Genomic DNA, 22,066 nt, shown 5'->3' on the forward strand with positions numbered 1-22,066 from the left:
CAGCGATCCAGGCTTGGGCCGTCGGAGCGCTTCAGTCCTGACCCCGGCGGCGACTCACTGCGCCAGGGGCCACGTCTTGCGCCGATCCGCTGGGGCCCGTGAAAAGCGGCCGCAAGCGCAAGGGAAGACGAGTCGGCCACCCGGTTCAGGTGGCGTCGCCCACTTGTTTTTTGGGGGTTCCTCGCCTAGTTTGAAGGGATGGCCCGACCGCTTCGCATCGAGTTCCCCGGCGCTGTCTACCACGTGGCCACACGGGGTGAGTCGGCGGTGTTCGCTGACGACGACGATCGTCGCGTGCTGCTGGATCTGATTGATCAGGCAGCACAGCGCTTCGATGCGCAGGTGCTGGCTTACGGCCTGGGCCGCGAACACTATGAACTGTTGCTGTTCACGCGGCAGGCCAATCTCTCCCGGCTGATGCGCCATCTCAATGGCGTCTACACCCAGGCCCACAATCGCCGCCATGGCCAGACCGGGCATGTGTTCCAGGGCCGTTTCAAGGCGGTGCTGGTGGATCGCGATCACCTGCTGCTGGATGCCTGCCGTTATGTCGAACTGATCGGCCGTCGCAGCGGATTGGTCTCGTCACCGGAGGGGTGGACGTGGAGCAGCTACCGCGCCCACGCCGGGCTGGCACCGGCCCCGGAGTGGCTGGAGGTCGAAGGCCTCTGGACCCATGTGCTGGGGCGGGTGCCGCAAAATGCGGCAGACCGTCGACGGGCGGCCCAGCGCTATCAGGCCATGGTCACTGCGCAGCCGGATCTCAACATCTGGGGCCAGTTGCGCCACCAGATCTTTCTCGGCGACGCCGCCTTTGTGCAGCGCACCGTGCGCCAGAGTGAGCGGCCGGCGCGTTCCACACGGCCACGGGGCTGGCGCGATTGGCTCAAGAACAGCACCAGCAGGGAGGAGGCCCTCTATCGGGCCCACACCGAAGGCGGCCAGTCGATGACGGCGCTGGCGCGGGAGCTGGGTTTATCGGTGTCGCGGGTCAGTCGGCTGATTGCCGGTCACGAGCGCGGACATCGCGGCGCGGACGGCAATCCTCATTGAGGCGGGCTGCCACCGCTTGGAAATGACGGGCCGGGAGGCCCTTGGCGCTCAGCGGCCGGTCTCTGCGACCGGCCCAATGCAGATGTTCAGTGCAGCGCCATCGCCGAAGCGGCGGGGCACGGCGCCAAGGCGTGGTTCTGGTCGGCCGCCTCGTTCCATGCCTCGGTGGTCAGCTCGCGCGCCGCGCTGAGCTGGTGGCAGAGTTCGGCGATGCCCAGACCGTCGGCCTCACCTTCGGGCAGCGGCATGGCGTTGATTTCCGACGGCAGGTCCGCCAGCGCGCCCAGCAGCTGGAACAGCAGTTCCAGGTCGGGCTCGCCGCCGGGTTCCTGCTGCCGGGCCAGGCCCAGGCTGCGGCACAGGTAGAAGCAGGCATCGGCCGCCTGGTCGCACATGGCGTGGGACAGGGCCAGTTGTTCCAGTGCCTCGGCGCGGGCGGCGGTCGCCTCGGCGCTTTCCGCCGCATCGACCGACGACATCAACGCCTCCAGGGCCGCCGAGGTCGGAGGCAGGACGTTCGATGCATCGTCCGACGGCAGAGGCTGGGCCTCGGCAGCGGTGACACGGTCAGCAGCGGTTTCGGTAGTCGCCATGGAACACAACCTGGTGAGCCAACAACAGGGCCAATCCTAGGGATTCGCCGTTCCGGTCGCTTCCCACAGGTCGGGGGGAGCGGGCCATCCTCTGGGCAGACCCGTGAAGTTGTCACAGATCCTGGCGCCCAAGGTCTAAAGCTTACGGCTTTTAGGCCCGCGGGAGCACCCCGTCACTTCTTTTTGGTGGGCCGGGTCCAGCCGGAAATCACGGTTTGTCGGCCCCGCGCCACGGCCAGTTGGCCGGCGGCCACATCCTTGGTGATGGTGGAGCCCCCACCGATGGTGGCGCCATCTCCCAGCGTGACCGGGGCCACCAGCACGCAGTTGGAGCCCACATGCACGTCCGCACCGATGGTGGTGCGGTGCTTGTTGGCCCCGTCGTAGTTGGCGGTGATCGAGCCGGCACCGAAGTTGACCCGCTCGCCGATGGTGGCGTCCCCCAGGTAGGCCAGATGATTGGCCTTGGCGCCCCGCGCCAGGGTGGCGTTCTTCACCTCGACGAAGTTGCCGATGTGGACCTCCGCCCCCAGTTGCGCCCCCGGCCGCAGCCGGGCGAACGGACCGATGAGCGCACCTTCGCCGACGCTGGCGCCGGCGGCCTCACCGTCGATGTGGGTGAACTCATGGATGCGGGCGCCCGCCGCGATCGTGGCATTGCGGATCACGCAGTTCGCGCCGATGCGCACACCATCACCCAGGGTGACAGCGCCTTCGAACACGCAGTTGACGTCGATCTCGACATCCTGGCCGCACTGCAGCTCGCCGCGCAGGTCGAAGCGGGCGGGATCGGCCAGGCGCACGCCAGCTTCCATCAGCGCGTCGGCCTGCTGGCGCTGAAAGCGGCGCTCCAGATGGGCGAGCTGGGTGGGACTGTTGACGCCCAGCACCTCGGTCTCGTCGGTGGTGCGCACCGCCACCACCGGCACGCCCTCCGCCACCGCCATGGCGACGATGTCGGTCAGGTAGTACTCGCCCTGCGCGTTGCGGTTGTCGAGCTGGCCGACCCAGCGCTTCAGCGCCTCGGTGGGGGCTGCCATCACCCCGGTGTAGCACTCGCGGATGGTGCGCTGCTCGGGTGTGGCGTCCTTGTGCTCGACGATGGCCTTCACCGACTCACCGTCCCGCACGATGCGGCCATAGCCGGTCGGGTCGGCGTACTCGATCGTGAGCAGCACCAACTGTCGGCCCTCGCAGGCGTCCACCATGGCGCGGGTGGTGGGGGTGCTGATCAGGGGGGTGTCGCCGCTGAGGATCAGGGTGCTGCCGCCGGCCACCAGGGCCGGGACCGTCTGCTGGATGGCATGGCCGGTACCCAGTTGGGGCATCTGTCGCACGAAGCGCAGGCCGGGTCCGCTGATCGCTGCCTCCACTTGCTCGGCGCCGTGGCCGGTGATCACGATCCGGGCGTCGGCATCCAGCGCGGCCGTCCGGGTCAGCACATGCTGCAGCAGCGAGCGACCTGCCAGCTTGTGCAGCACTTTGGGCAGGCTGGACTTCATGCGGGTGCCCTTGCCCGCGGCCATCACGACAATGTTCAGCGACATAGAAAAATCGCGGTCCCTGTGGAGAAACCGCGATTATCGGGGCGTCGTCGGACGCAGTCGGTCGGGGGCGTCAGGCGGCGTCCCCGCGATGGGGGGCTACTTGCCGGGGGCGACCGGTGCGGCGGGGGCCACCGGCGAGCTCGACGTCAGCGGCGTGCCCCCCAGCTGCACCGTGACGCGATGCGGCTCCGGCCGTGTCTGCGGGAAGTCGACCATCGAGGCTTCGAACAAGGCGGCCATCATCGCCAGGTCGCCTTCGGTCAGGCCGTCGTTGCTGGCCCGCGCCTCGTAGAGCGGCTCGTTGGACTTGCGATCGCGCAGCAGCAGCGCAACCTCGCGGTCATAGCGCCGTTCCATCATCGGATCCATCGGATAGGGATAGCCCCAGCGGCTGTAATAAGGACGCCAGGCCGGACCGTAGCGCCAATGGAAATAGCTGCCGTTCCAGCGCCACCAGAGCGGGTCGTCCCACGGGGCGGAGGCACTGCGTGCCACGCGGGCACCGATGGACACCATCACATCGGCGGTCTTGGGATCGGCGGCGGCCGTGAAGCCGGCCTTCTCCAGCGCGACGCGCGCCGCGTCCTCGATCCGGCCCTGGCCATCCGCGTTCTGCTGCTGCGAGGGCAGCCGTTCGAAGGCATAGGTACCGGGCTGGCGGCCGGCGGGCCAACTGCCGAAGGACTGCGCGTCGGCCGAGACACTGTTGAGCGTGCCGCAGGCGCTCAGCGCGAGCAGTGCGGCGGCGCTCAGGCTGGCCATGGCCAGCCGGCGGGTGAGGGTGAACATACGGACCTCCTGTTGTCGATGCCGGACGTCCCGGTCGCCGGTCAAGCCGAGCGTCCTGGACTCCAGAACAACGATTGTGACCGTGTCAGGTTGACCTTGTCTGTGAGGCCCGTGTAAGGCGCAGGTTTCAGCTTATTTGCAGGTGAAGCTCTTGGCGTTCACTTCCTTGACCTGGCCCGCGCCGCAAGTCGCGAGCGCCTGCTCGCTCATCTTGGCCACGTCGCTGGCGCTGGTGACCTGCACCGACGACGGCGGCGCGAAGACGCAACCGGTCGCCAGGGCTGCCGCGGCAAGCATCAGCATCAGCGAGGCAGAACGGCCCGCCGACGCGAAGCGGCGGGAAGCAGCCAGCGGGGCGAGTGTGGGCGAGGCGTCGCGGCGGTCGGTGTCGACGGGCGAGAAGCGGGCTTGGGTCATGGTGGGGTCCTGTGCAGCGCACGATGGAAAAGTTCGGAACGCTGCGGAGTCTAGAAGGGCCAGGCCTTGCGCCGCGCCGACCCGCTGATGAACTGCAGGACCACCAGGACAGTCCGCGCCAACGACCGACAGGCGGCGCAGCATCGATCGAGCGCGACCTGGATGCGCCCCGGGGCAGCCGCCCCGCAGCCCGTATCGACGACTTCCCGCCGCCTGCCGTCTACCTTCTACCGCCTGCCACCTGCCGCTTACCACCTGCCGCGCACTGTCAACCCGCCGGCGCGCGCCCGTGCCATGCCAGCCCCTTTGGCGCTGCGGCTGACCTCTCACTCCTGATCGTCATCCCGCACCAGGCGGATCACCGATCCGCTGGCGGCGGTGGTGCCGCAGTTCTCTTCTTCATCGAAGGCGATGTCGCCGTCCGTCACCGGTGCCCCGGTGGCCTTGATGGTCTCGAACGGGAAGAGATGGCGGTCCAGCATGTGGGAGGTGACGATGTTGCCCATGGCGGTGAACATGTTGTCCACGCGGCCGGGGAAACGCTTGTCCCAATCCTGCAGCATGGCCTTGACGGTCGCGCGCTGCAGGTTCGGCTGACTGCCGCAGAGGTTGCACGGGATGATCGGGAACTCGCGGTGCTCGGCCCAGCGCTCCAGGTCGGACTCCTTCACATACGCCAGCGGGCGGATCACCACGTTCTTGCCATCGTCGCTCACCAGCTTGGGCGGCATGCCCTTCATCCGGCTGCCGAAGAACATGTTGAGCATGAGCGTGGTGACGATGTCGTCGCGGTGATGGCCCAGCGCGATCTTGGTCGCGCCCAATTCACCGGCCACGCGGTACAGGATGCCGCGACGCAGGCGGGAGCACAGCGAGCAGGTGGTCTTGCCCTCCGGCACCAGGCGCTTGACGATGGAATAGGTGTCCTGCTCCTCGATATGGAAATCCACCCCGCGCGACTTCAGATAGGCCGGCAGGATGTCTTCCGGAAAGCCGGGCTGCTTCTGGTCCAGGTTGACCGCCACGATGTCGAACTTGATCGGCGCGCGTTCGCGCAGGTTGATCAGGATGTCCAGCAGGGAATAGCTGTCCTTGCCGCCGGACACGCAGACCATGACCTTGTCGCCGTCCTCGATCATGTTGAAGTCGCCGATCGCCTGGCCGACCTGGCGGTGCAGGCGCTTGGAGAGCTTGTTCATCTCATGCGCGTGCTTCTTCTCGGCGGCCGCCGCATCTGCGGTGGCGGCCTGCGCCGTGGAGGTGTCGATGGCGGTGGGGATCGCTTCAATCATGGTCATGTCCTCAATGTCTTGATCGGGTGGGGCCGCGCGCTGAACGGGTGGTGATGGGGCGCGCGGGGCCGCGATGGGGTCGGTCCGTGCGGGCCGCTCAGCCCTCAGTGAAGAGGGCCTCTGCGAGCGGCGCCCGGTGGCCGGTGGTCCTGATGGCGTGTGACGAGCCGGTTCACCACTGTCCGCATTCCGCGCTGATGGCGACCTGGCAGTCGGGGAAGATCTCCAGCTTGGTGACCTTGATGCGCACGCCCACCACGCCGGGCAGCTTCATCAGCCGGGTGCAGAGCTTGCCCAGCAGGGCTTCCAGCAGATCAGTGTGTTCGGCGGTGCATTCGTCGATGATGATCAGCCGCACGCGGCGGTAGTCCAGCACGTGGCCGATGTCGGCATCTCGCGAGACGATGGTCTGCGCGCCGAGGTTGACTTCAGCATCGACCTGGATGGGTTGCGGTCCCTCGCGTTCAAAGTCCAGCACGCCCAGGTTGGCACCGAATCGCAGGCCGGCAATGTGGATCACCTGCCGGTTGTTGCGGCGCAGCGCGGGGGGCGGTTGGGACTCCCGCAGCGGTCGCAGGAAGGCTTCGATCTGCTTGGCCGCGACGACGCCATCGCCCAGCGCGGTCTGCACGCACGGGTGTTGCCGGCCGCTGGCATCGCCGGCCACGAACAGGCCGAGCACGCCGAAGCGAGGCTCGTCCCGGAAGGGATGCGACGGGGCGGTCACGCCGGCGCGCTGCAACGCATCCGACACCTGCAGCCAGGCCGAGGGTTCCGGTTCATAGCCGAGCAGCACGGCCACATGGTCGAACTGTTCGGTGCCGTAGGCCTTGGAGCTCACCTGGACGCCGTCCGGTGTACCGACCACCGCCGAAGGCAGCGCCTGGGCTTGGCGGCGGCGCAGGCCGGGCCATGCATCGAGCTGTTGCACCAGGTGGGTCTGGGCGCGCCATTCGGACCGAGACCAGAGGGTGACCTCATGGCCTCGTCCTTGCAGATACAGCGCATTCTCGACCGCGTTGTCCCCGCCCCCCAGCAACAACACTCGTCCGGCCGGCAGCGACTCCCGTCGGGCGGTGAGTTCGAGCGCGTCCAGGATGCGGTCATGCCGTGACGACGCGGGATACAGCGGGGCGGGATGGCGGGGCGTCAGGCCGGTGGCCAACAGCAGCGTGCGGGCATGCAGCGGTTGCCGGGCGGGCGCCGTGTCATGGGCACCGGCATGCGGATCGAGATAGAGCTGCCAACCGGGCGTGGCGGACCAGTCAAGATGGTGCGCCGTCTGGCCGGTCAGCACATGCACGCCCGGTTGGGCGGTGGCATGGGCGGCATAGCGGTCGCCCAGGGCCGCCAGGCTGTGGCCGGGGGCCCCCAGCAACCAGTCCTGTCGGTAGGTGAGCGACTGCAGGCTGCCGCACAGTCGGGGGCCGCGTTCGATGAGGGCGACGCTCAGGCCAAGCTGTGCGAGCCAGCTGGCTGCGCTGCAGCCGGCGGGGCCACCACCGATGATGGCGGCGTCCACCGACAACGGCAGTGCATCCGGCGGCAGGCGGGTCGAGGCGTCGGACATGGCGTTAGGGGCTCGGATCGAAGGGGCTGCGCGGGCGGGCGTCGGGAATCTGGCGTCAAGGCGGGCGCGACATGGCATCCCGGCATCCGGTGGGTCACGCCTCACTGCGGCCGCAGCGTGGGGGCAGGCTCAGGCGACTGCGTCCCTGATGGCCGCTGAAACGGGGCGTCTCGGAATGACTTCCGGCAACGGCAACTGGCGCCGCGAAGCATCCAGGGGGTGGCAGGAAGGCAAGAAGTCGCGAATTATCGGGGATTGAAGGGCGAGATGTCGCCGCTCGCGCGATTGAGCCCTGAATCGCGTCGCCGACAGGACGTTTTTCACGGGCCGACGAGGGGTCGGCGGCCGACCGCACGCCATGCGGCACCTGCCGTAACGCCATGCGGTCCCCCGCCTTGGCGCCTTGCGGCGCCCGCCTCAAGGCCAAGTGGCGCCCGCCTTCGCGCCGGGCTCATCAGGGGGCGCCGTGAGTCCGATGCCGTGGCGCCGTGTCCGGAAGGCCGATCCCGAGATCGGCCGCGCCCTCACCCCTTGACCTTTTTCCAGACTCTCCAGCCCAGCAACACCGCCAGGATCCCGCCGTAGACCGCGGGTTCCGCGAAGTTGTTCTTGCCGGCTCTCATCCAGATGAAATGCATCAGACCGACCACCGAGATCACATACACCAGCCGATGCAGGACTTGCCACCGCTTGGCGCCCAGTGCCTTGATGGCGCGGTTGAACGAGGTGGCCGCGAGCGGCACCAGCAGCACCCAGGCGGCGAATCCCATGAGGATGAAGGGCCGCTTGACGATATCGCGCCCGATGTCGGCGAGGTCCAGCCCCATGTCGAGCCAGCCGTAAGCCAGCAGATGCAGGCTGGCGTAGAAGAATGCGAACAACCCGAGCATGCGCCGAAAGCGGGCGAGGGTGGGTTGTCCGGTCCATTGCCGCAGCGGAGTGATGGCGAGCGTGATCCACAGCAGTCGCATGGCCCAGTCGCCAAGCCCCCGGATCATCGCTTCCGCCGGATTGGCGCCAAGCGTGCCGGCGAAGGCCCGCCAGACGAGCCAGGCCAGCGGGCCCAGACAGAGCGCGAACAGCACCGCCTTGGCCGCCGGATGGAGCAGCGGGTGCCGCCGGGCTTTGGACGCGGGGGCGGCGCGTCCGGCCGCGGCGGGGGCGTGACTCGTCATCGTCGCGATCTCAGTAGTTCTTCTTCAGGTCCATGCCCGCATAGAGCTGCCCCACCTGGGGCTCATAGCCGTTGAACATCAACGTGGGGCGCTTCTTCGCGAACAGGCCGTCCTCGCCGATCCGACGCTCGCTGGCTTGGCTCCAGCGCGGATGGTCCACCTTCGGATTCACGTTGGAGTAGAAACCGTATTCCTGCTGGGCGGCCTTGGTCCAACTGCTGACCGGTTGCTGTTCCAGGAAGCGGATGCGCACGATGGACTTGGCCGACTTGAACCCGTACTTCCAGGGCACGACCAGCCGCAGCGGCGCACCGTTCTGGTTGGGCAGCACCTCGCCATACATCCCGAAGGCCAGCAGCGCGAGCGGATGCATGGCCTCATCCATCCGAAGTCCTTCGATGTAGGGCCAATCCAGCACGCCGGAACGGACACCGGACATCTGCGCCTTGTCCGCGAGGGTGGTGAATTCGACGTACTTGGCCTTCCCGGTCGGTTCGGCCTTTTTCAGCAGCTCAGACAGCGAGTAACCGACCCACGGCACCACCATCGACCAGCCCTCGACGCATCGGAGCCGGTAGATGCGCTCTTCCATCGGCGCCAGCTTGAGCAGGTCCTCGATGCCGTAGCGGCCCGGCTTGGCGCATTCGCCTTCGATGGCAACGGTCCAGGGCCGGGTCTTGAGGGTGTGGGCGTTCTTGGCCGGATCGCTCTTGTCGGTGCCGAATTCGTAGAAATTGTTGTAGGTGGTGGCGTCCTGGTAGCTGGTGAGCTTCTCCAGGGCGAAACCTCCAGGCACCGCGCTTTTGGCGCCCGGCAGCTTGGCCAGCTTGCCGGGGCCGGCGGTCTGGGCCTGGACCGTGCCCGACAGTCCCAGGCCGGTCAGGCCGAGGGCGCCGGCGGTTTTCAGCCAATCGCGGCGGCTGTCGTAGACATCGCGGGGCGTGATGTCGGAGGACGGAATGCGTTGTCCATCACGCTGTGGCAGGAAATGCATGGGCTGACCTTTCGGGGGAGGGCGCGCCGAAGGGCGCAAGGGTTCGATCACGCTTCGTCGCGGATCGACCCCCGAACCTTACGCTGCCGGCGCAGGAATTTCATGAGACAACGCTTAAGGCCTGGGAAAGGCATGCGGAAGTCGAACCAAAGACGTCCGAAAGCGCGCCGTCCGAAAGTGCCATCTCCGAAAGCGTCCCCTGCGAGAGGACCTCACGAAAGTACCGCGCGGAATCCCTTGGGCTGCGCTTCCAGGGTCAGCCTCCACGAACCGGTCGGCCGCTGGGCAAGACGCGCCGTGCCCGGTGCCTCCGGAAATCAGAGCGTGCCGTAGGAATGCAGCCCGGAAAGGAACATGTTGACGCCCAGGAAGGCGAAGGTCGTCACCAGCAGACCGATCAAGGCCCACCAGGCGGACACCACGCCGCGCAGACCCTTCATCAGCCGCATGTGCAGCCAGGCTGCATAGTTGAGCCAGACGATCAGAGCCCAGGTTTCCTTCGGATCCCAGCTCCAGTAACCGCCCCAGGCCTCAGCCGCCCAGAAGGCGCCCAGGATGGTGGCGATGGTGAAGAAGGCGAAGCCCAGGGCGATCGCCTTGTACATCAGATCGTCCAGCGTGCCGAGTGCCGGCAGCCGGGCGGTCAGCGGGCCGCGCAGCGCCACGCTCAAGGCCAGGAACACGGCCAGACCGGCCATCTTGCCGGCCCAGCTGTCCAGTCCGGCCACCGTTTCCGGCGGCAGGCCCGCGCCCAACCGGAAGGCCACCAGCACCAGCACCAGTCCCACCGGTACGCCGATCAGGCCGATCACCAGCGAACGGGTCGTGGCGGTCTTGAGCAGCGTGGCCAGGGCCACCATGGCGGCCATGGCGAAGCTGCCGTAGCCGATGAAATTGGCCGGGACATGGATCTTCATCCACCAGCTCTGCAGCGCCGGGACCAGCGGCTGGATCTCATGCGCCTCACGGGCGACGGTGTACCAGAGCAGGAAACTCACCGCGGCGCTGACGACCAGCATCACATAGGCGCCCAGGGCGCGGGTGCGGAAGCGCTGCTCGTAATAGAGATACATGAGCGTCGTCAGCCAGGTGAACAGGACGAACACCTCATAGAGGTTGCTGACCGGGATGTGGCCGATGTCGGGCGCGATCTGGTGGCTTTCGAACCACCGCACCATGGTGCCGATCAGCGCCATGCCCACCGCGCCCCAGGCCAGCCGCGAACCGATGGCCTCGGCGGCACTGTGGCCACCGTCGCGCTTGAACAGGCCCAGCCCGTAGAACAGGGTGCTCATGTAGACCAGCACGCTCATCCACAGGATCGCGCTCTGGCTGGACAGCATGTACTTGAGGAAGAACACCTTGTCCGCCGCCGCGAGGTCGGCGCCGAAGCTGTCCGTCTGCCGAAGGTAGAGCTGGATGGTCAACAGGCTGGCCGCGCCGACGATCAGGCACAGCAGGCGCAACGGACGCCAGAACCAGCCCAGCGCGATCAGTGCCGGCGTGGCGCAGAGCAGGATGCCCTTTTCATACACATCCATCGAGCCGTGATAGCGGCTGAAGGCGAAGCCCGCGCCCAGCAGCACCATGGCGGCGAACAGCCAGTCGGCCGGGCTGCGGCCTTGGAACCATCCGCGCTTGCCGATGACGATGGCGCGCTGAGGTTGGAGCTCCGACACCGGTGCGGGCGGCAGGGTGGCGGATTCCAGGGCGGGGTTGCTCGTGTTCATCTCAGGCCTCCTCATGCAGCAGGTGCTGCTTGAGCGCGTCGAATTCCGTGTTGAGGTCGGGCGAGTCGCGGTTGCTGGACAACGCCATGCGCACGCGGGTTTGTTCGGGGCGGCCTGGTGCGGAATCCAGCCACAGCCACAGACGGCGTTCGCGAATGTAGAGCATCGCAAATACCCCGATGATCAGCAAGACAGCGCCCAGATACACCAACGTCTGACCCGGTGCGCGGGTCACCTGGAAGACGCTGGCCTGGATCTGCTTGAAGTCGGACAGCTGGATCACGGCCGGCGCGGGATAGAACATCGCGTCGGACAAGGACAGCACCGCTTGCGTCATGAAGGCCTGTGTCTTGGGGCCTGCTTCCGGGACCGGGTGGCCGAGCTGCTCCTGCGTCAGCTTGTGCAGCTCGAACAGGCTGCCGTTGAGGATGCGCAGCAGCACCTCCGACACCCGCGGCCGCTCCTCCTTCGGAACGTCGCGTTCGATGAACTCGGACAGCGCCGGCAGGCCGCCGAGCACCGCGCCCTGGGCGGGGGCCTCGGCCTTCAGGCCTTCCGCACCGGCGAACAGCGCCAGCGTGCGCACCGCGGTGGCCTCCAGCTGGGGCAGCATCTGTGGCTTGTCGGTCGGGGTGGCGCCTTCGGCGTAGAGCCGGGCGGCCCGATTGCGCTGAACCGGGTCAGCCAGGGCGCGGCGCAGGGCCAGCCAGGCTTCGAGTCCATCCTGCTCATCCACCGGCACGCGCAGATAGCGGAAGCTCTCAGCCGGCGTGTCGCGCACGCCGAGCAGCATCACCCGATGGCCTTCGAGCTCCAGCGGCAGCATGTAGTTGTTGTATTCCCGCGCCTGGCCGCTGGCATCACGCAGCTTGTAGCTGAACGATGGGCCCACGTTGCGCAGATGCTTGTCGCCCGAGACATTCGCGCCAGAGCCCAGATGCTTTTCCAGGCGACCGACCAGATCGACCTTGCGGACATCGGTCGCGCTGTCACCGTTGGCGCCGTTGGGCCCCGACAGGTTCTCGACGTTGATCACCCGCAGGCCAGTGAACTCCAGGCCCAGGGTGCCGCCGTCGCTGCTGAGGGCCGCATTGCCACCGACACGGCCGGAGAGGTCGGCATCAACCGGGGCCGACAAGGTGCGCACCCGCATCTTGAGCTCGGAGCCGCCATCTTCGAAGCTGCTCTGGTAGAGGGTCAGGCCGCGGTAGCTGACCGGCTCGTTGACCTTGACCGTGGCGGCTCGGGTGGTGCCGTTCTCGCGGTCGTGGATGATGATTTCGCTGGCGAACAGCTTGGGCATGCCGGTCGCGTAGTACTCGACGATGAACTTCTTCAGCTCCACCTCGAAGGGCAGTTCCTGCATCACCACGCCGGTGGGCATGTTCAGCAGGGCGGCGGCCGACTGGCCGCCCTCCGGCACGAACAGATTGGCGCGGAAGCTGGGATTGCCCGGGCCGAGCCGGTTCTCGGCGGTCATGGCGTTGAGGTCGGCGCCGGTGTAGACCGACTTGCCCTGGGCCCACATCATCATCCGCACGACCAGATCGCCGTCGAACAGCCCGCCCAGGCAGATCAGCACGATCGCCGAATGCGCCGCCAGATAACCCAGCTTGTGCGACGCGCCCTTGCGTGCGCCGATCATCACCCCGCCGGTGCGCACCTGCGCCCGCGCGCGCCAGCCATGCGCTGCCAGCCAGGCGTTGATCTGCTGCAGGGCCGCTTCCGGGTTCAGCTCCAGATGGCCGAGCGCCTTGTGCTTGAACGCCTGCAGCGACTGCTCGCGAACGCCTTCCTTGAAGGTCTTGAGCTCGCGCAGGATCTTGGGCGTATGGCGCGCAATGCACAGGCTGGTGGAGATGACCAGGAAGGCCAGCATCAGCAGGAACCACCAGGCGCTGTAGACGGTGTAGAGCCCGATATGCCCGAACAGTTCCGCCCAGAACGGGCCGAACTGGTTCACATAGTTCGGCATCGGCTCATGCTGGCGCACCACGGTGCCGATCACCGACGCGATGCAGATGACGGTGAGCAACGCGATCGCAAATCGCATCGAGGCCACCAGCTCCATCGCGTCGGCCAGGGCGGCGCGCGAGGCGGTGGGGCGGGCGGGGGACATCTCGGTCATGGACACATTGTCGCGGTCAAAGGGGACAAATGTCTCCTGCAAAAGCAACAGGCCGGTGGGATCACCGGCCTGGCTGCAACTTCTTGATACGGATCCACGCGATGGGTCCGGGCATGAGACTCAGCGCAGGCCGGCGATGTAGTCGGACACCGCCTTGATTTCGCGGTCGTTCATTTTGGCGGCAACGCCCATCATCGGGCTGCTGTTGGCGCGAGCACCCGAGCGGAAGGCCGTGAGCTGCGCTTCGGTGTAGTCGCTGTGCTGGCCGCCCAGGCGCGGGTACTGGCTGGGGATGCCGGCGCCGTTGGGGCTGTGACAGCCGGCGCAGGCAGGGATCTGACGGTCGGCGATGCCGCCGCGGTAGATCCGCTCGCCCAGCTTGACCAGGTCCTTGTCCTTGGCGGCGCCCGGCTTGGCCTGCTTGCTGGCGTAGAACGCGGCCACGTTGCGGATGTCGTCATCGCTCAGCGGGGCGGCCATGGCGTTCATCACGGCGTTCTTGCGCTTGCCTTCCTTGAACTCATGCAGCTGCTTGGCCAGGTAGTCGGGATGCTGACCTTGCAGGATGGGATTGGCGGGCAGGCCACGGGAGCCGTCAGCCGTGTGGCAGGCCGCGCAGACCTGGGTGGAAAGGGTCTGGCCTTTGGCCAGATCGGGTTTGGCGGCGGGCTTCGCATCTGCGGCCAGTGCAGCGCCGGAGATCAGAACCAGACTCGACAACAACAAGGCAGCAGTCTTCATGAATGTTGAGAGGTTGGGTGAGCGCAACCGCAGGATCTTACAATGGCGCCTCTTTTGAGCCCGAAGCGCGATGACCGATTCCAACAAGAAACCCGCTTCGGCGGCCCCAGGGAAACCCGCAGGCCGTGGCGTGGGTCGGGGTGGCACGTCGTCCACCAAGCAAGGTCCGGGTAAAACCGGCCTGCGCGCCGCCGCCAAGGCGCGGGCGAAAGCCAAGGCGCAAGGCGTGGCCCCCGCCCCCAAGCCCGCCGCTGCACCGCTGACGCCGGGCAAGCGCGCATTGGCCTGGGCGCACACGGCCCGTTTCCTCACCACCGCCAGCCAGCTTCGCCACCTGCCGATCAACGGCATGCTGCCTGCGGAGGCCAAGGCTGCGGCCGAGGCCGCCCTGGCGGCGGAGGATTTCGACGAGCTCGATGAGATCGACGAGATCGATGCCATCGACGATCGCGTCCCCGAGGACCGCGACCCCGCCGACGGCGCCGACGCCGGGGCTTCGCTGCAAGACCTGGCCCCGCGCCAGTTGCCCGAGATTGCCTTTGTCGGCCGCTCGAACGCCGGCAAGTCCACCGCCATCAACACCCTGGCGCAGCAAAAGCGGCTGGCCTTCGCTTCCAAGACGCCGGGCCGCACCCAGCACATCAACCTGTTCTCGCTCGGCCCGCGTGATGCGCCGGATGCCTTGTTCGCCGACTTGCCCGGCTACGGCTACGCTGCAGTGGCCCGTGATGCGAAGCTGCGCTGGCAGCGGGTCATGGCGGACTACCTGAGCGAGCGCGAAAGCCTCTCGGGCGTGGTGCTGATGGTGGATTCGCGCCTGGGCCTGACCGAGCTGGACAAGCAGCTCCTGGAGTTCGTCTCCGACCGCGTCACCGCGGGCGAAGTGAGCCTGCTGGTGCTGCTGACCAAGGCCGACAAGCTCAATCGCAAGGAAGGCGCGGCGGCACTCGCCAAGGTCCAGCAGGAGCTGGGCGTGCTGGCCACCGAGGATTCCGACATCGGGGTGACCTTGTTCTCCGCCCTCAGCAAGCAGGGGCTGGAAGACGTGGCCGAGCAGATCTACGACTGGGCGCATCGCCCCGCCCGACAGCTCAGCGGCGAAGACTTCGATGGCTCGTTCGAGGAGACCGAAGCGACCGATGCAACTGAATCGCCGCAGGAGACGGAGCGCGCGGATGACGCAGATGACGCAGATGACGCGGACGCCCCGAGCCCGTCGACGCCGGAAGGCCGCGGAGACCGCTGAGGCCTTCGTCGTCCCTGGCCCGGATCAGGGGCGTCCGATGAAGACGTAGAGCGCCGCGCCGGCCTTCGGCGCGTAGCCCACGCCCACATACAGCGGTCCCAGCCCGGTGTCTGAACCGAGGAAGATGCTGCCTGCGTAGCGCAGATCCTTCACATTCATGTCGCGCCGGGTGGTCCAGGTGTTGCCCGCTTCCAACGTACCGCCCACGAAGAATCCGCGTGAGAGGAAGGGCGAGTCGTTCAGGCGCCGGTAGTAGGTCGCCCGGGTGAACATCAAGGCATTGCCGCTGAGCTGATTCGGCTGGTAGCCCGACAACTGATGGAAGCCGCCCAGGGTGTCGCCGCCCAGGCCGGTGTCGTCGGGCTGCTGCGCCGCCAGTGCGCGGGCATACAGGCTCACCGTGTGGCCACCGAAGCTGCGCACCAACGTGCCTTCGGTGTTGACGCGGACAAATCGGCCGCTGTTGAGGTTCTTGTTGTCCTGATGGCCGGCCAGCGCATCCACCGTGAACCGGTAGCCGTGCTGCGGGAAGTTGGCGAAGTCGAGCTGATCGACCACCGTGCGCAGCCGCAGGCCACGCTCATAGCTGGTCCACCGCAGCTTGCCCATCGAACTGTCGATCAGCGTGATGAGGTCGGGCTTGGCATAGCGGATCTGGCTGACCACACCCAGCCGCACCTCGCCCCAACGTCCCCAGGGCTGGCCCAGATCCAGGCCCACCGCGGCATTGCGACGCACCAGGCGGGCCTGGCCGAGGTTGGCGTTGTCCGGGTCGTTGTCGTCGTAGACGATCTGCTTGCGCTGATTGGCCTCGGACCAGAGGGATGCGAACCAGTCGTCCGCCACGCCCAGCTTGAGGCCGAGCGGGTGATAGAGCTCGGTGTACAGCCGCGGGGTCTCGCCGACCGTCAACTGGTTGCGCCACTCGGTGCCCTTGTCGGTCAGCCAATGCCGGTTGTGACTGATGCGCAGGTTGAATGAACTTTCTCCGCTCGACTCGGTCGACAGGTCCATGCCGATGCGGAAGTAGTTCGGGCCCCAGGGCTTGTCTTCCATGTTGAAGACCAGGGTGTCGCCCTCCGCCCGCGGCTCCACGTGATAGTCGACCCGCCCATAATCGCCGCTGGACGACAGGAAGCGCATGTCGCGCTCGGCGATGCTGTTGTCGAACGGCGTGCCGGGCTTGGACTCGAGCTGATGGCGCAGCCGCTCCGGATTGGTGAGCTCGGATCCTTCCAGCTTGACCGCCGCCAGCAGCGGCGCCGGCGGCTTGAGCCCGGCCCGCGCCAGTCGCCAGACCTCGTACTGCGAGGGCTCTACCGCATACGGGCGCAGTTGCGGCAACATCGCCTCGGCCGCTTGTTCACCGAGGCGGATGAAGTCACGGGCCTTGTCGAAGTCGCCCGAGGTCAGTTTGCCCAGCCGTGGCGTGATCAGCAGGTCCTCGCCGGCCGCCATCGAGGCCAGCGAGCGCTGCACGTTCTGCTCGGTCAGGATGTTGATCATCTGAGCCGTCAGCCCCAGCAGGGAGTTCAAGGTGTCGCGACCGCCCACCGGCGTGCCGACATTCACCGCGATCAGGCGCTCGGCGCCCATCTCTCGTGCCACATCCACCGGCAGGTTGTTCACCAGTCCGCCGTCGCCCAGGATCCGGTCTTCCCACTCCACCGGCGCGAACACGCCCGGCACGCTCATGCTGGAGCGCAGGGCCAGCGCCAGATCGCCGGCCGTGAGCACGCGCTCCGCACCGCTCTCCATGTCGGTCGCCACGGCCCGGAACGGCGTCGGCAGGCGGGTGAAATCGTTGATGTTGCGCACCGGCAGGGTCAGCCGCCGCAGCAAGGCCTCCAGGCCTCGGCTGGAGAGCGTGCCGGTGGGCACCCGTACTTCCCCGTTCCGCAACCCGAACTCGATGGTGGCGGAGAACTCGAAGTCCTCCTCCTTGCGCCGTTGCGACAGATCCTGCCGGTCCACACGGCTGGCGAAGAGGCGGTCCCACGCGATGCGCGACAACTCGCGATCCAGATCCTCCGCCGTCATGCCGCTGGCATAGAGCCCGCCGATGATCGCGCCCATGGAGGTCCCGGTGATCACGTCCACCGGGATGTGTTCCCGCTCCAGCACCTTCAGCACACCCACATGCGCCAGGCCGCGGGCGCCGCCGCCGGACAGCACCAGGCCCAGGCGAGGCCTCGGCGTCACCGGGACCACCGGCACGGTGGTTTCCAGTGCCTTCACCGACGCGTCAGCGGGCGCCGTGGCGGTCGCCGGCGAGGGCAGGCGCAGGGGCGTCGGGCCGGCGGCCCCAGCGGGGCCGGCAGCCAAGATCAGGCCGCCCGCGAGGAGGGCGGCAGCACGGAGCGTCACAGACATGCGGATTCAGCGTTCCTGTTCGAGATCCTGCATGAGTGTGCCGATGGCGCGCTGCAGCAGCGGTTCGGGCTCCAGCGCGGCCATCAGGCCGTTGGACACCAGTTGCTCCAGCGCGCCACGGGTGAGCGAATGACGCTCCTCGTGCACCTGGCCAACAAACAGGAACAACTGTCGGCTGTCGCTGATCCAGGCCACCTGGGCGGTGAGCCACTCGCTTTGCACGAACAGATGGAACCAGCCGCCGATCTGCACCCCGGCAATCCAGTCCTGCATCGCCACGTGTGCATCCGGCGACCGGTCTTCGCTGAACAGCCCGACCGGCACGGTCGGCAACTGGCCGCGGTCCACCTGTTCATGCGCCCAGCGCGACGGCAACTGGGATTCGCGCTCGGCCAGCAATTGCGCCAGCACTTCCTCTGGCGTGAGCGGCGCGCGACGCAGGGCGCCAGGCATCGCCGCGCCTTCTTCCAGCGCCGGCAGGCCGCGCAGGACACGGCCGTGCTGGCGCATCAGCTCGTCCATGAAGGCCTGCCGCTGCATCGGCGGCAGGGCGATGCTGTCCATGCCGCGTTCCAGCATGGTGACCAGCGCGGGCAGCCGCATGCGCAGCCCTTGTCGCGCCGGTTCGTCGATATGGACCTGGACGCTGTGCAGCAGCCCGTCGACCAGGTCGATGTAGCCCATGGCCTCGGGTGAATCGCGGCCGGACTGGACCATCGCCTGGGCGATGACCTCCACCCACGGACCCAGCAGGAAACGCCGCATCAGCTTGCCGGCATGGGCATCGTCCAATTGGTGCTGCAACTGCTCGCGCAGCAGCCGCTTCCATTCCTGACGCTGCTGTTCGCGATCCATCCGCTCCAGGGCGCCCGCGCTGCCCTGGCCGCGCTGCTCGGCCTGGGCACGGATGTGCAGGTCGACCTCGGTCAGTGCTTGCTGGAACTGGCTGGCTGCCGGGTGTTCGCTGGTGAGCAGCGGCTGGATGACGCGGTCCAGGAAGTGGAGGAAATCGCGCAGGCCGGCGTCGTCGCCGGTGCGGAAGCCGGCGCCATGGGCAGCGATGCGGTTCAGCAGTTGCCAGGTCGGATGGTCCTGGCGACGCAGCAGGGTGACGTCGTTGCGGGACAGCCGGACGATCGCCACCTGCAGCCGGCCCATCAGCACCTTGAGCTGTGGTTGGAGTCGATCGTCGGCCAGGATCTGGTCGTACAGGCGGGAAAGCAGGTCGCCGCTGCCACCGACGCCCGGTCCCAGCCGCGGGCTGCCCAGGGGCTCGCCCAGCCCGGCCGGGCGGGTGACGGCGTCGAGCTTGAGCGCGACCTCATCCAGCGTGGTGTTCTGGGCATGGCTGGCGGCCTTGAACTGCCGCATCCGCAGGTCGGACTCCTTCAGCGCCGAACCGTGGCTCTCCAGCATGCCGCTGAGCTGGGCCTCGCGCAGTTCCCGGCACAGCAGCGAGAAGATCGGTTGCAGGTTGCGCGCCAGCGGATGGGCGGCGATGCGCATCACCGCGTAGCGGCCCTCGGCGTCCAGATCCGCGCCTTCCAAGGCACGGGCCAGGGCATGGGCAAAGATCGCTGCGCGCAACGGGTTGTCGTTCTTCAGCGGACGGGCGATGCCGCGAAGGGCGGCAAAGAAGTTGCCGAGCTGATGCAACTCCGCCCGGCTTTGCTCTTCAATGGCCGAGATCACGCTGGCGATGGCCACATCCTTGAGCGCCTGACTCTCGTCGACCAGACTCAGCATGTCGGGGCTGCCGGCACGGCGGTCGCGATGCAGCGGATCGCCGCCGTCGCGCGAGACACGCAGCAGCAGGTTCAGGGAGCCTTCGAGGTCGGGACCGAACTGGGCTCGCCGCTTCGACCAGCCGGCCAGCAAGGCATGGTGTTCCAGACGGCTCTTGAGCTCGTCCTGGATGCCGTTGAACACCGCATGGGCCAGGGTGGGCACATGGGCCAGGGTCTCGTCGACCAGGGATTGAAGCGTAGGCGCTTGATGCATCTTGAGATTCAATTTACGCCTGCATTATGTGCGTCCCTGGATGCGGCGGCACCCCCGCCCCGGTGGGTGGAGCCCACCGCGAACAGGGTGGAGGTCTGCCGAGGGCGCGAAGTCGGTCGCGGGACAACGAAAAAGGGGCCGCTTTCGCGGCCCCTTCATGTCTCATGTCGAGGGCTGTGGAGCACTGGAGCGCGCTCTTCAGCCCCGGCGCGACATTACATGTCCATGCCCATGCCGCCCATGCCGCCCGGCATGGCCGGACCGGCGGACTCGTCCTTCGGCGATTCGGCGACCATGCACTCGGTCGTCAGCATCAGCGAAGCCACCGACGCGGCGTTCTGCAGCGCGGTACGGGTCACCTTGGTCGGATCCAGGATGCCCATCTCGATCATGTCGCCGTAGGTGCCGTTGGCCGCGTTGTAGCCGTGGTTGCCCTTGCCGGCCAGCACGGTGTTGACGACGACCGAGCTTTCTTCGCCGGCGTTGTAGACGATCTCGCGCAGCGGGGCTTCGATGGCCTTCAGGATCAGCTTGATGCCGGCGTCCTGGTCGGCGTTGTCGCCCTTGATCTCGCCAGCCGCTTGACGGGCACGCAGCAGGGCCACGCCGCCACCGGCGACGATGCCTTCTTCAACGGCAGCACGGGTCGCGTGCAGCGCGTCTTCCACGCGGGCCTTCTTTTCCTTCATCTCGACTTCGGTGGCAGCACCGACCTTGATGACGGCCACACCGCCGGCCAGCTTGGCCACGCGCTCTTGCAGCTTCTCGCGGTCGTAGTCGCTGGTGGCTTCCTCGATCTGCACGCGGATCTGCTTCACGCGGGCTTCGATGTCGCCGGCAGCGCCGTTGCCGTCGATGATGGTGGTGTTTTCCTTGCCCACTTCGACGCGCTTGGCTTGACCCAGGTCAGCCAGCGTGACCTTCTCGAGCGACAGGCCCACTTCCTCGGCGATCACCTTGCCGCCGGTCAGGATGGCGATGTCTTCCAGCATGGCCTTGCGACGGTCGCCGAAACCAGGCGCCTTCACAGCCACCACCTTCAGGATGCCGCGGATGGTGTTGACCACCAGGGTCGCCAGCGCTTCGCCGTCGACTTCCTCGGCGATGATCAGCAGCGGACGGCCGGCCTTGGCCACGGCTTCCAGCGTCGGCAGCAGGTCACGGATGTTGCTGACCTTCTTGTCGTAGAGCAGGACAAACGGGTTGTCCAGGATCGCCGACTGCTTTTCCGGGTTGTTGATGAAGTACGGCGACAGGTAGCCGCGGTCGAACTGCATGCCTTCGACGATGTCGAGCTCGTTGTCCAGGCTCTTGCCGTCTTCGACGGTGATCACGCCTTCCTTGCCGACCTTGTCCATCGCCTTGGCGATGATCTCGCCGACATCAGCGTCGCTGTTGGCGGAGATGGTGCCGACCTGGGCGATTTCCTTGGACGTGGTGGTGGCGCGCGAGGCGTTCTTCAGCTGCACGACCAGGGCCGAGACGGCCTTGTCGATGCCGCGCTTCAGGTCCATCGGGTTCATGCCGGCGGCCACGTACTTCATGCCTTCGCGCACGATGGCCTGGGCCAGCACGGTGGCGGTGGTGGTGCCGTCACCCGCGTTGTCCGAGGTCTTGGAAGCGACTTCCTTGACCATCTGGGCGCCCATGTTCTGCAGCTTGTCCTTGAGCTCGATCTCCTTGGCGACCGAGACACCGTCCTTGGTGACGGTGGGGGCGCCGAACGAGCGCTCGAGCACCACATTACGGCCCTTGGGGCCCAGCGTGACCTTGACCGCGTTGGCCAGGATGTTCACGCCTTCGACCATGCGAGCACGCGCTTCGCCGCCGAAGACAACGTCTTTTGCTGCCATATTGAATTCTCCGAATCAGTATTGGGTAGTTCAGCCCCACCCGACCTCACGCGCACTGGGCGTGAGGTCCGGTGTGGCGAGCGGTTCGCCGACCGGGCGCAACGCGCTGGGTGACGCGATCGACCCGAAGGTCGCCCTGTTCACCCGCGCTGCCCGACGACGCGGCCAACCGCGCTGTCGCCTTACTTGGCGATCACGGCGAAGAGGTCTTCTTCGCGCATGACGAGCAGTTCTTCGCCGTCGACCTTGACCGACTGGCCGCTGTACTTGCCGAACAGGACGCGATCGCCCACGGCGACGTTCAGGGCAATGAACTCACCCTTGTCATTGCGCTTGCCCGGGCCGACGGCCAGCACTTCACCCTGGTCGGGCTTTTCGGCGGCGTTGTCGGGGATGACGATGCCGGAGGCCGTCTTGGTTTCGTTTTCCAGGCGCTTGACGATCACGCGATCGTGAAGAGGACGCAGTTTCATCTGATCTCCTTGACTCTGTCGGACTTGATTCCTGGGCCCGCAGGGCAGTCATGCATGCCAGGCATGCATCGGCACCGCCGACCCATCACAA

17 protein-coding genes and 1 pseudogene are annotated in these 22,066 nt (G+C 67.1%); 2 read left to right on the forward strand and 16 right to left on the reverse strand.

Features of this window, described 5'->3' with window-relative positions; translation table 11 throughout:
• Positions 1 to 198 precede the first annotated feature (198 nt).
• Positions 199 to 1,053, forward strand: a complete 855-nt coding sequence (locus tag N4261_RS05415) for a transposase (RefSeq protein WP_261759189.1) — start codon at positions 199 to 201, stop codon at positions 1,051 to 1,053.
• Positions 1,054 to 1,139: 86 nt separating this feature from the next.
• Here N4261_RS05415 and N4261_RS05420 read toward each other — a convergent pair whose 3' ends face one another.
• The 12 genes and pseudogenes from N4261_RS05420 to N4261_RS05475 all read right to left on the reverse strand — a co-directional run bounded on the left by N4261_RS05420 (position 1,140) and on the right by N4261_RS05475 (position 14,029).
• Positions 1,140 to 1,646, reverse strand: a complete 507-nt coding sequence (locus N4261_RS05420) for a hypothetical protein (protein ID WP_261759190.1) — start codon at positions 1,644 to 1,646, stop codon at positions 1,140 to 1,142.
• A 173-nt stretch (positions 1,647 to 1,819) separates the two neighbouring features.
• Positions 1,820 to 3,193 (reverse strand): bifunctional UDP-N-acetylglucosamine diphosphorylase/glucosamine-1-phosphate N-acetyltransferase GlmU, encoded by a 1,374-nt coding sequence (gene glmU / locus N4261_RS05425; protein ID WP_261759191.1) that lies wholly within the window; start codon positions 3,191 to 3,193, stop codon positions 1,820 to 1,822.
• Between the two features lie 96 nt (positions 3,194 to 3,289).
• On the reverse strand, positions 3,290 to 3,982 hold the full coding sequence (locus tag N4261_RS05430; RefSeq protein ID WP_261759192.1) for a DUF4136 domain-containing protein: 693 nt from the start codon (positions 3,980 to 3,982) through the stop codon (positions 3,290 to 3,292).
• A 132-nt stretch (positions 3,983 to 4,114) separates the two neighbouring features.
• A complete protein-coding gene (locus N4261_RS05435) occupies positions 4,115 to 4,399 on the reverse strand; it encodes a hypothetical protein (protein ID WP_261759193.1) in 285 nt (94 codons plus the stop codon).
• A gap of 326 nt (positions 4,400 to 4,725) precedes the next feature.
• On the reverse strand, positions 4,726 to 5,697 hold the full coding sequence (ttcA, locus tag N4261_RS05440; RefSeq protein WP_435532006.1) for a tRNA 2-thiocytidine(32) synthetase TtcA: 972 nt from the start codon (positions 5,695 to 5,697) through the stop codon (positions 4,726 to 4,728).
• 166 nt (positions 5,698 to 5,863) lie between these two features.
• Complete coding sequence (locus N4261_RS05445; RefSeq protein WP_261760618.1) at positions 5,864 to 6,232, reverse strand: dihydroneopterin aldolase; 369 nt, start codon at positions 6,230 to 6,232, stop codon at positions 5,864 to 5,866.
• Positions 6,233 to 6,316: 84 nt separating this feature from the next.
• Positions 6,317 to 7,339, reverse strand: a pseudogene (locus N4261_RS05450) (NAD(P)/FAD-dependent oxidoreductase); the annotation flags it as partial.
• A 446-nt stretch (positions 7,340 to 7,785) separates the two neighbouring features.
• Positions 7,786 to 8,436, reverse strand: coding sequence for a protein-methionine-sulfoxide reductase heme-binding subunit MsrQ (gene msrQ, locus N4261_RS05455; RefSeq protein ID WP_261759195.1), 651 nt, complete (start codon positions 8,434 to 8,436; stop codon positions 7,786 to 7,788).
• Positions 8,437 to 8,446: 10 nt separating this feature from the next.
• Positions 8,447 to 9,430 (reverse strand): protein-methionine-sulfoxide reductase catalytic subunit MsrP, encoded by a 984-nt coding sequence (gene msrP, locus N4261_RS05460; RefSeq protein WP_261759196.1) that lies wholly within the window; start codon positions 9,428 to 9,430, stop codon positions 8,447 to 8,449.
• Positions 9,431 to 9,747: 317 nt separating this feature from the next.
• Entirely contained in the window at positions 9,748 to 11,139 is a 1,392-nt protein-coding gene (gene ccsB / locus N4261_RS05465; RefSeq protein ID WP_435532054.1) for a c-type cytochrome biogenesis protein CcsB, read from the reverse strand.
• 22 nt (positions 11,140 to 11,161) lie between these two features.
• Positions 11,162 to 13,288, reverse strand: a complete 2,127-nt coding sequence (locus N4261_RS05470) for a cytochrome c biogenesis protein ResB (protein ID WP_261759198.1) — start codon at positions 13,286 to 13,288, stop codon at positions 11,162 to 11,164.
• Positions 13,289 to 13,408: 120 nt separating this feature from the next.
• A complete protein-coding gene (locus N4261_RS05475) occupies positions 13,409 to 14,029 on the reverse strand; it encodes a c-type cytochrome (RefSeq protein ID WP_261759199.1) in 621 nt (206 codons plus the stop codon).
• Positions 14,030 to 14,528: 499 nt separating this feature from the next.
• Between N4261_RS05475 and yihA the strand changes: the two genes are divergently transcribed.
• The gene (yihA, locus tag N4261_RS05480) at positions 14,529 to 15,275 is read left to right on the forward strand and encodes a ribosome biogenesis GTP-binding protein YihA/YsxC (RefSeq protein ID WP_261760619.1); all 747 of its coding nucleotides are present in this window, start codon (positions 14,529 to 14,531) and stop codon (positions 15,273 to 15,275) included.
• A gap of 24 nt (positions 15,276 to 15,299) precedes the next feature.
• On the opposite strand, the gene N4261_RS05485 is transcribed toward yihA, so the two are convergent.
• The 4 genes from N4261_RS05485 to groES all read right to left on the reverse strand — a co-directional run bounded on the left by N4261_RS05485 (position 15,300) and on the right by groES (position 21,975).
• Positions 15,300 to 17,648, reverse strand: coding sequence for a patatin-like phospholipase family protein (locus N4261_RS05485; protein WP_261759200.1), 2,349 nt, complete (start codon positions 17,646 to 17,648; stop codon positions 15,300 to 15,302).
• Between the two features lie 6 nt (positions 17,649 to 17,654).
• Positions 17,655 to 19,649 (reverse strand): DUF1631 domain-containing protein, encoded by a 1,995-nt coding sequence (locus tag N4261_RS05490; protein ID WP_261759201.1) that lies wholly within the window; start codon positions 19,647 to 19,649, stop codon positions 17,655 to 17,657.
• A gap of 215 nt (positions 19,650 to 19,864) precedes the next feature.
• Positions 19,865 to 21,502, reverse strand: a complete 1,638-nt coding sequence (gene groL, locus N4261_RS05495) for a chaperonin GroEL (protein ID WP_261759202.1) — start codon at positions 21,500 to 21,502, stop codon at positions 19,865 to 19,867.
• A 182-nt stretch (positions 21,503 to 21,684) separates the two neighbouring features.
• Positions 21,685 to 21,975, reverse strand: a complete 291-nt coding sequence (gene groES / locus N4261_RS05500; RefSeq protein WP_261759203.1) for a co-chaperone GroES — start codon at positions 21,973 to 21,975, stop codon at positions 21,685 to 21,687.
• Between the last annotated feature and the right edge of the window lie 91 nt (positions 21,976 to 22,066).

The organism is Roseateles amylovorans, from assembly GCF_025398155.2.
Lineage (GTDB): Bacteria > Pseudomonadota > Gammaproteobacteria > Burkholderiales > Burkholderiaceae_C > Roseateles > Roseateles amylovorans.

Bases quoted from the DNA above. Each gene is read 5' to 3' on its own strand.
- N4261_RS05415 (WP_261759189.1), top strand. From the start codon at position 199: ATGGCCCGACCGCTTCGCATCGAGTTCCCCGGCGCTGTCTACCACGTG.
- N4261_RS05420 (WP_261759190.1), bottom strand. From the start codon at position 1,646: ATGGCGACTACCGAAACCGCTGCTGACCGTGTCACCGCTGCCGAGGCC.
- glmU (WP_261759191.1), bottom strand. From the start codon at position 3,193: ATGTCGCTGAACATTGTCGTGATGGCCGCGGGCAAGGGCACCCGCATG.
- N4261_RS05430 (WP_261759192.1), bottom strand. From the start codon at position 3,982: ATGTTCACCCTCACCCGCCGGCTGGCCATGGCCAGCCTGAGCGCCGCC.
- N4261_RS05435 (WP_261759193.1), bottom strand. From the start codon at position 4,399: ATGACCCAAGCCCGCTTCTCGCCCGTCGACACCGACCGCCGCGACGCC.
- ttcA (WP_435532006.1), bottom strand. From the start codon at position 5,697: ATGACCATGATTGAAGCGATCCCCACCGCCATCGACACCTCCACGGCG.
- msrQ (WP_261759195.1), bottom strand. From the start codon at position 8,436: ATGACGAGTCACGCCCCCGCCGCGGCCGGACGCGCCGCCCCCGCGTCC.
- msrP (WP_261759196.1), bottom strand. From the start codon at position 9,430: ATGCATTTCCTGCCACAGCGTGATGGACAACGCATTCCGTCCTCCGAC.
- N4261_RS05470 (WP_261759198.1), bottom strand. From the start codon at position 13,288: ATGACCGAGATGTCCCCCGCCCGCCCCACCGCCTCGCGCGCCGCCCTG.
- N4261_RS05475 (WP_261759199.1), bottom strand. From the start codon at position 14,029: ATGAAGACTGCTGCCTTGTTGTTGTCGAGTCTGGTTCTGATCTCCGGC.
- N4261_RS05485 (WP_261759200.1), bottom strand. From the start codon at position 17,648: ATGTCTGTGACGCTCCGTGCTGCCGCCCTCCTCGCGGGCGGCCTGATC.
- N4261_RS05490 (WP_261759201.1), bottom strand. From the start codon at position 19,649: ATGCATCAAGCGCCTACGCTTCAATCCCTGGTCGACGAGACCCTGGCC.
- groL (WP_261759202.1), bottom strand. From the start codon at position 21,502: ATGGCAGCAAAAGACGTTGTCTTCGGCGGCGAAGCGCGTGCTCGCATG.
- groES (WP_261759203.1), bottom strand. From the start codon at position 21,975: ATGAAACTGCGTCCTCTTCACGATCGCGTGATCGTCAAGCGCCTGGAA.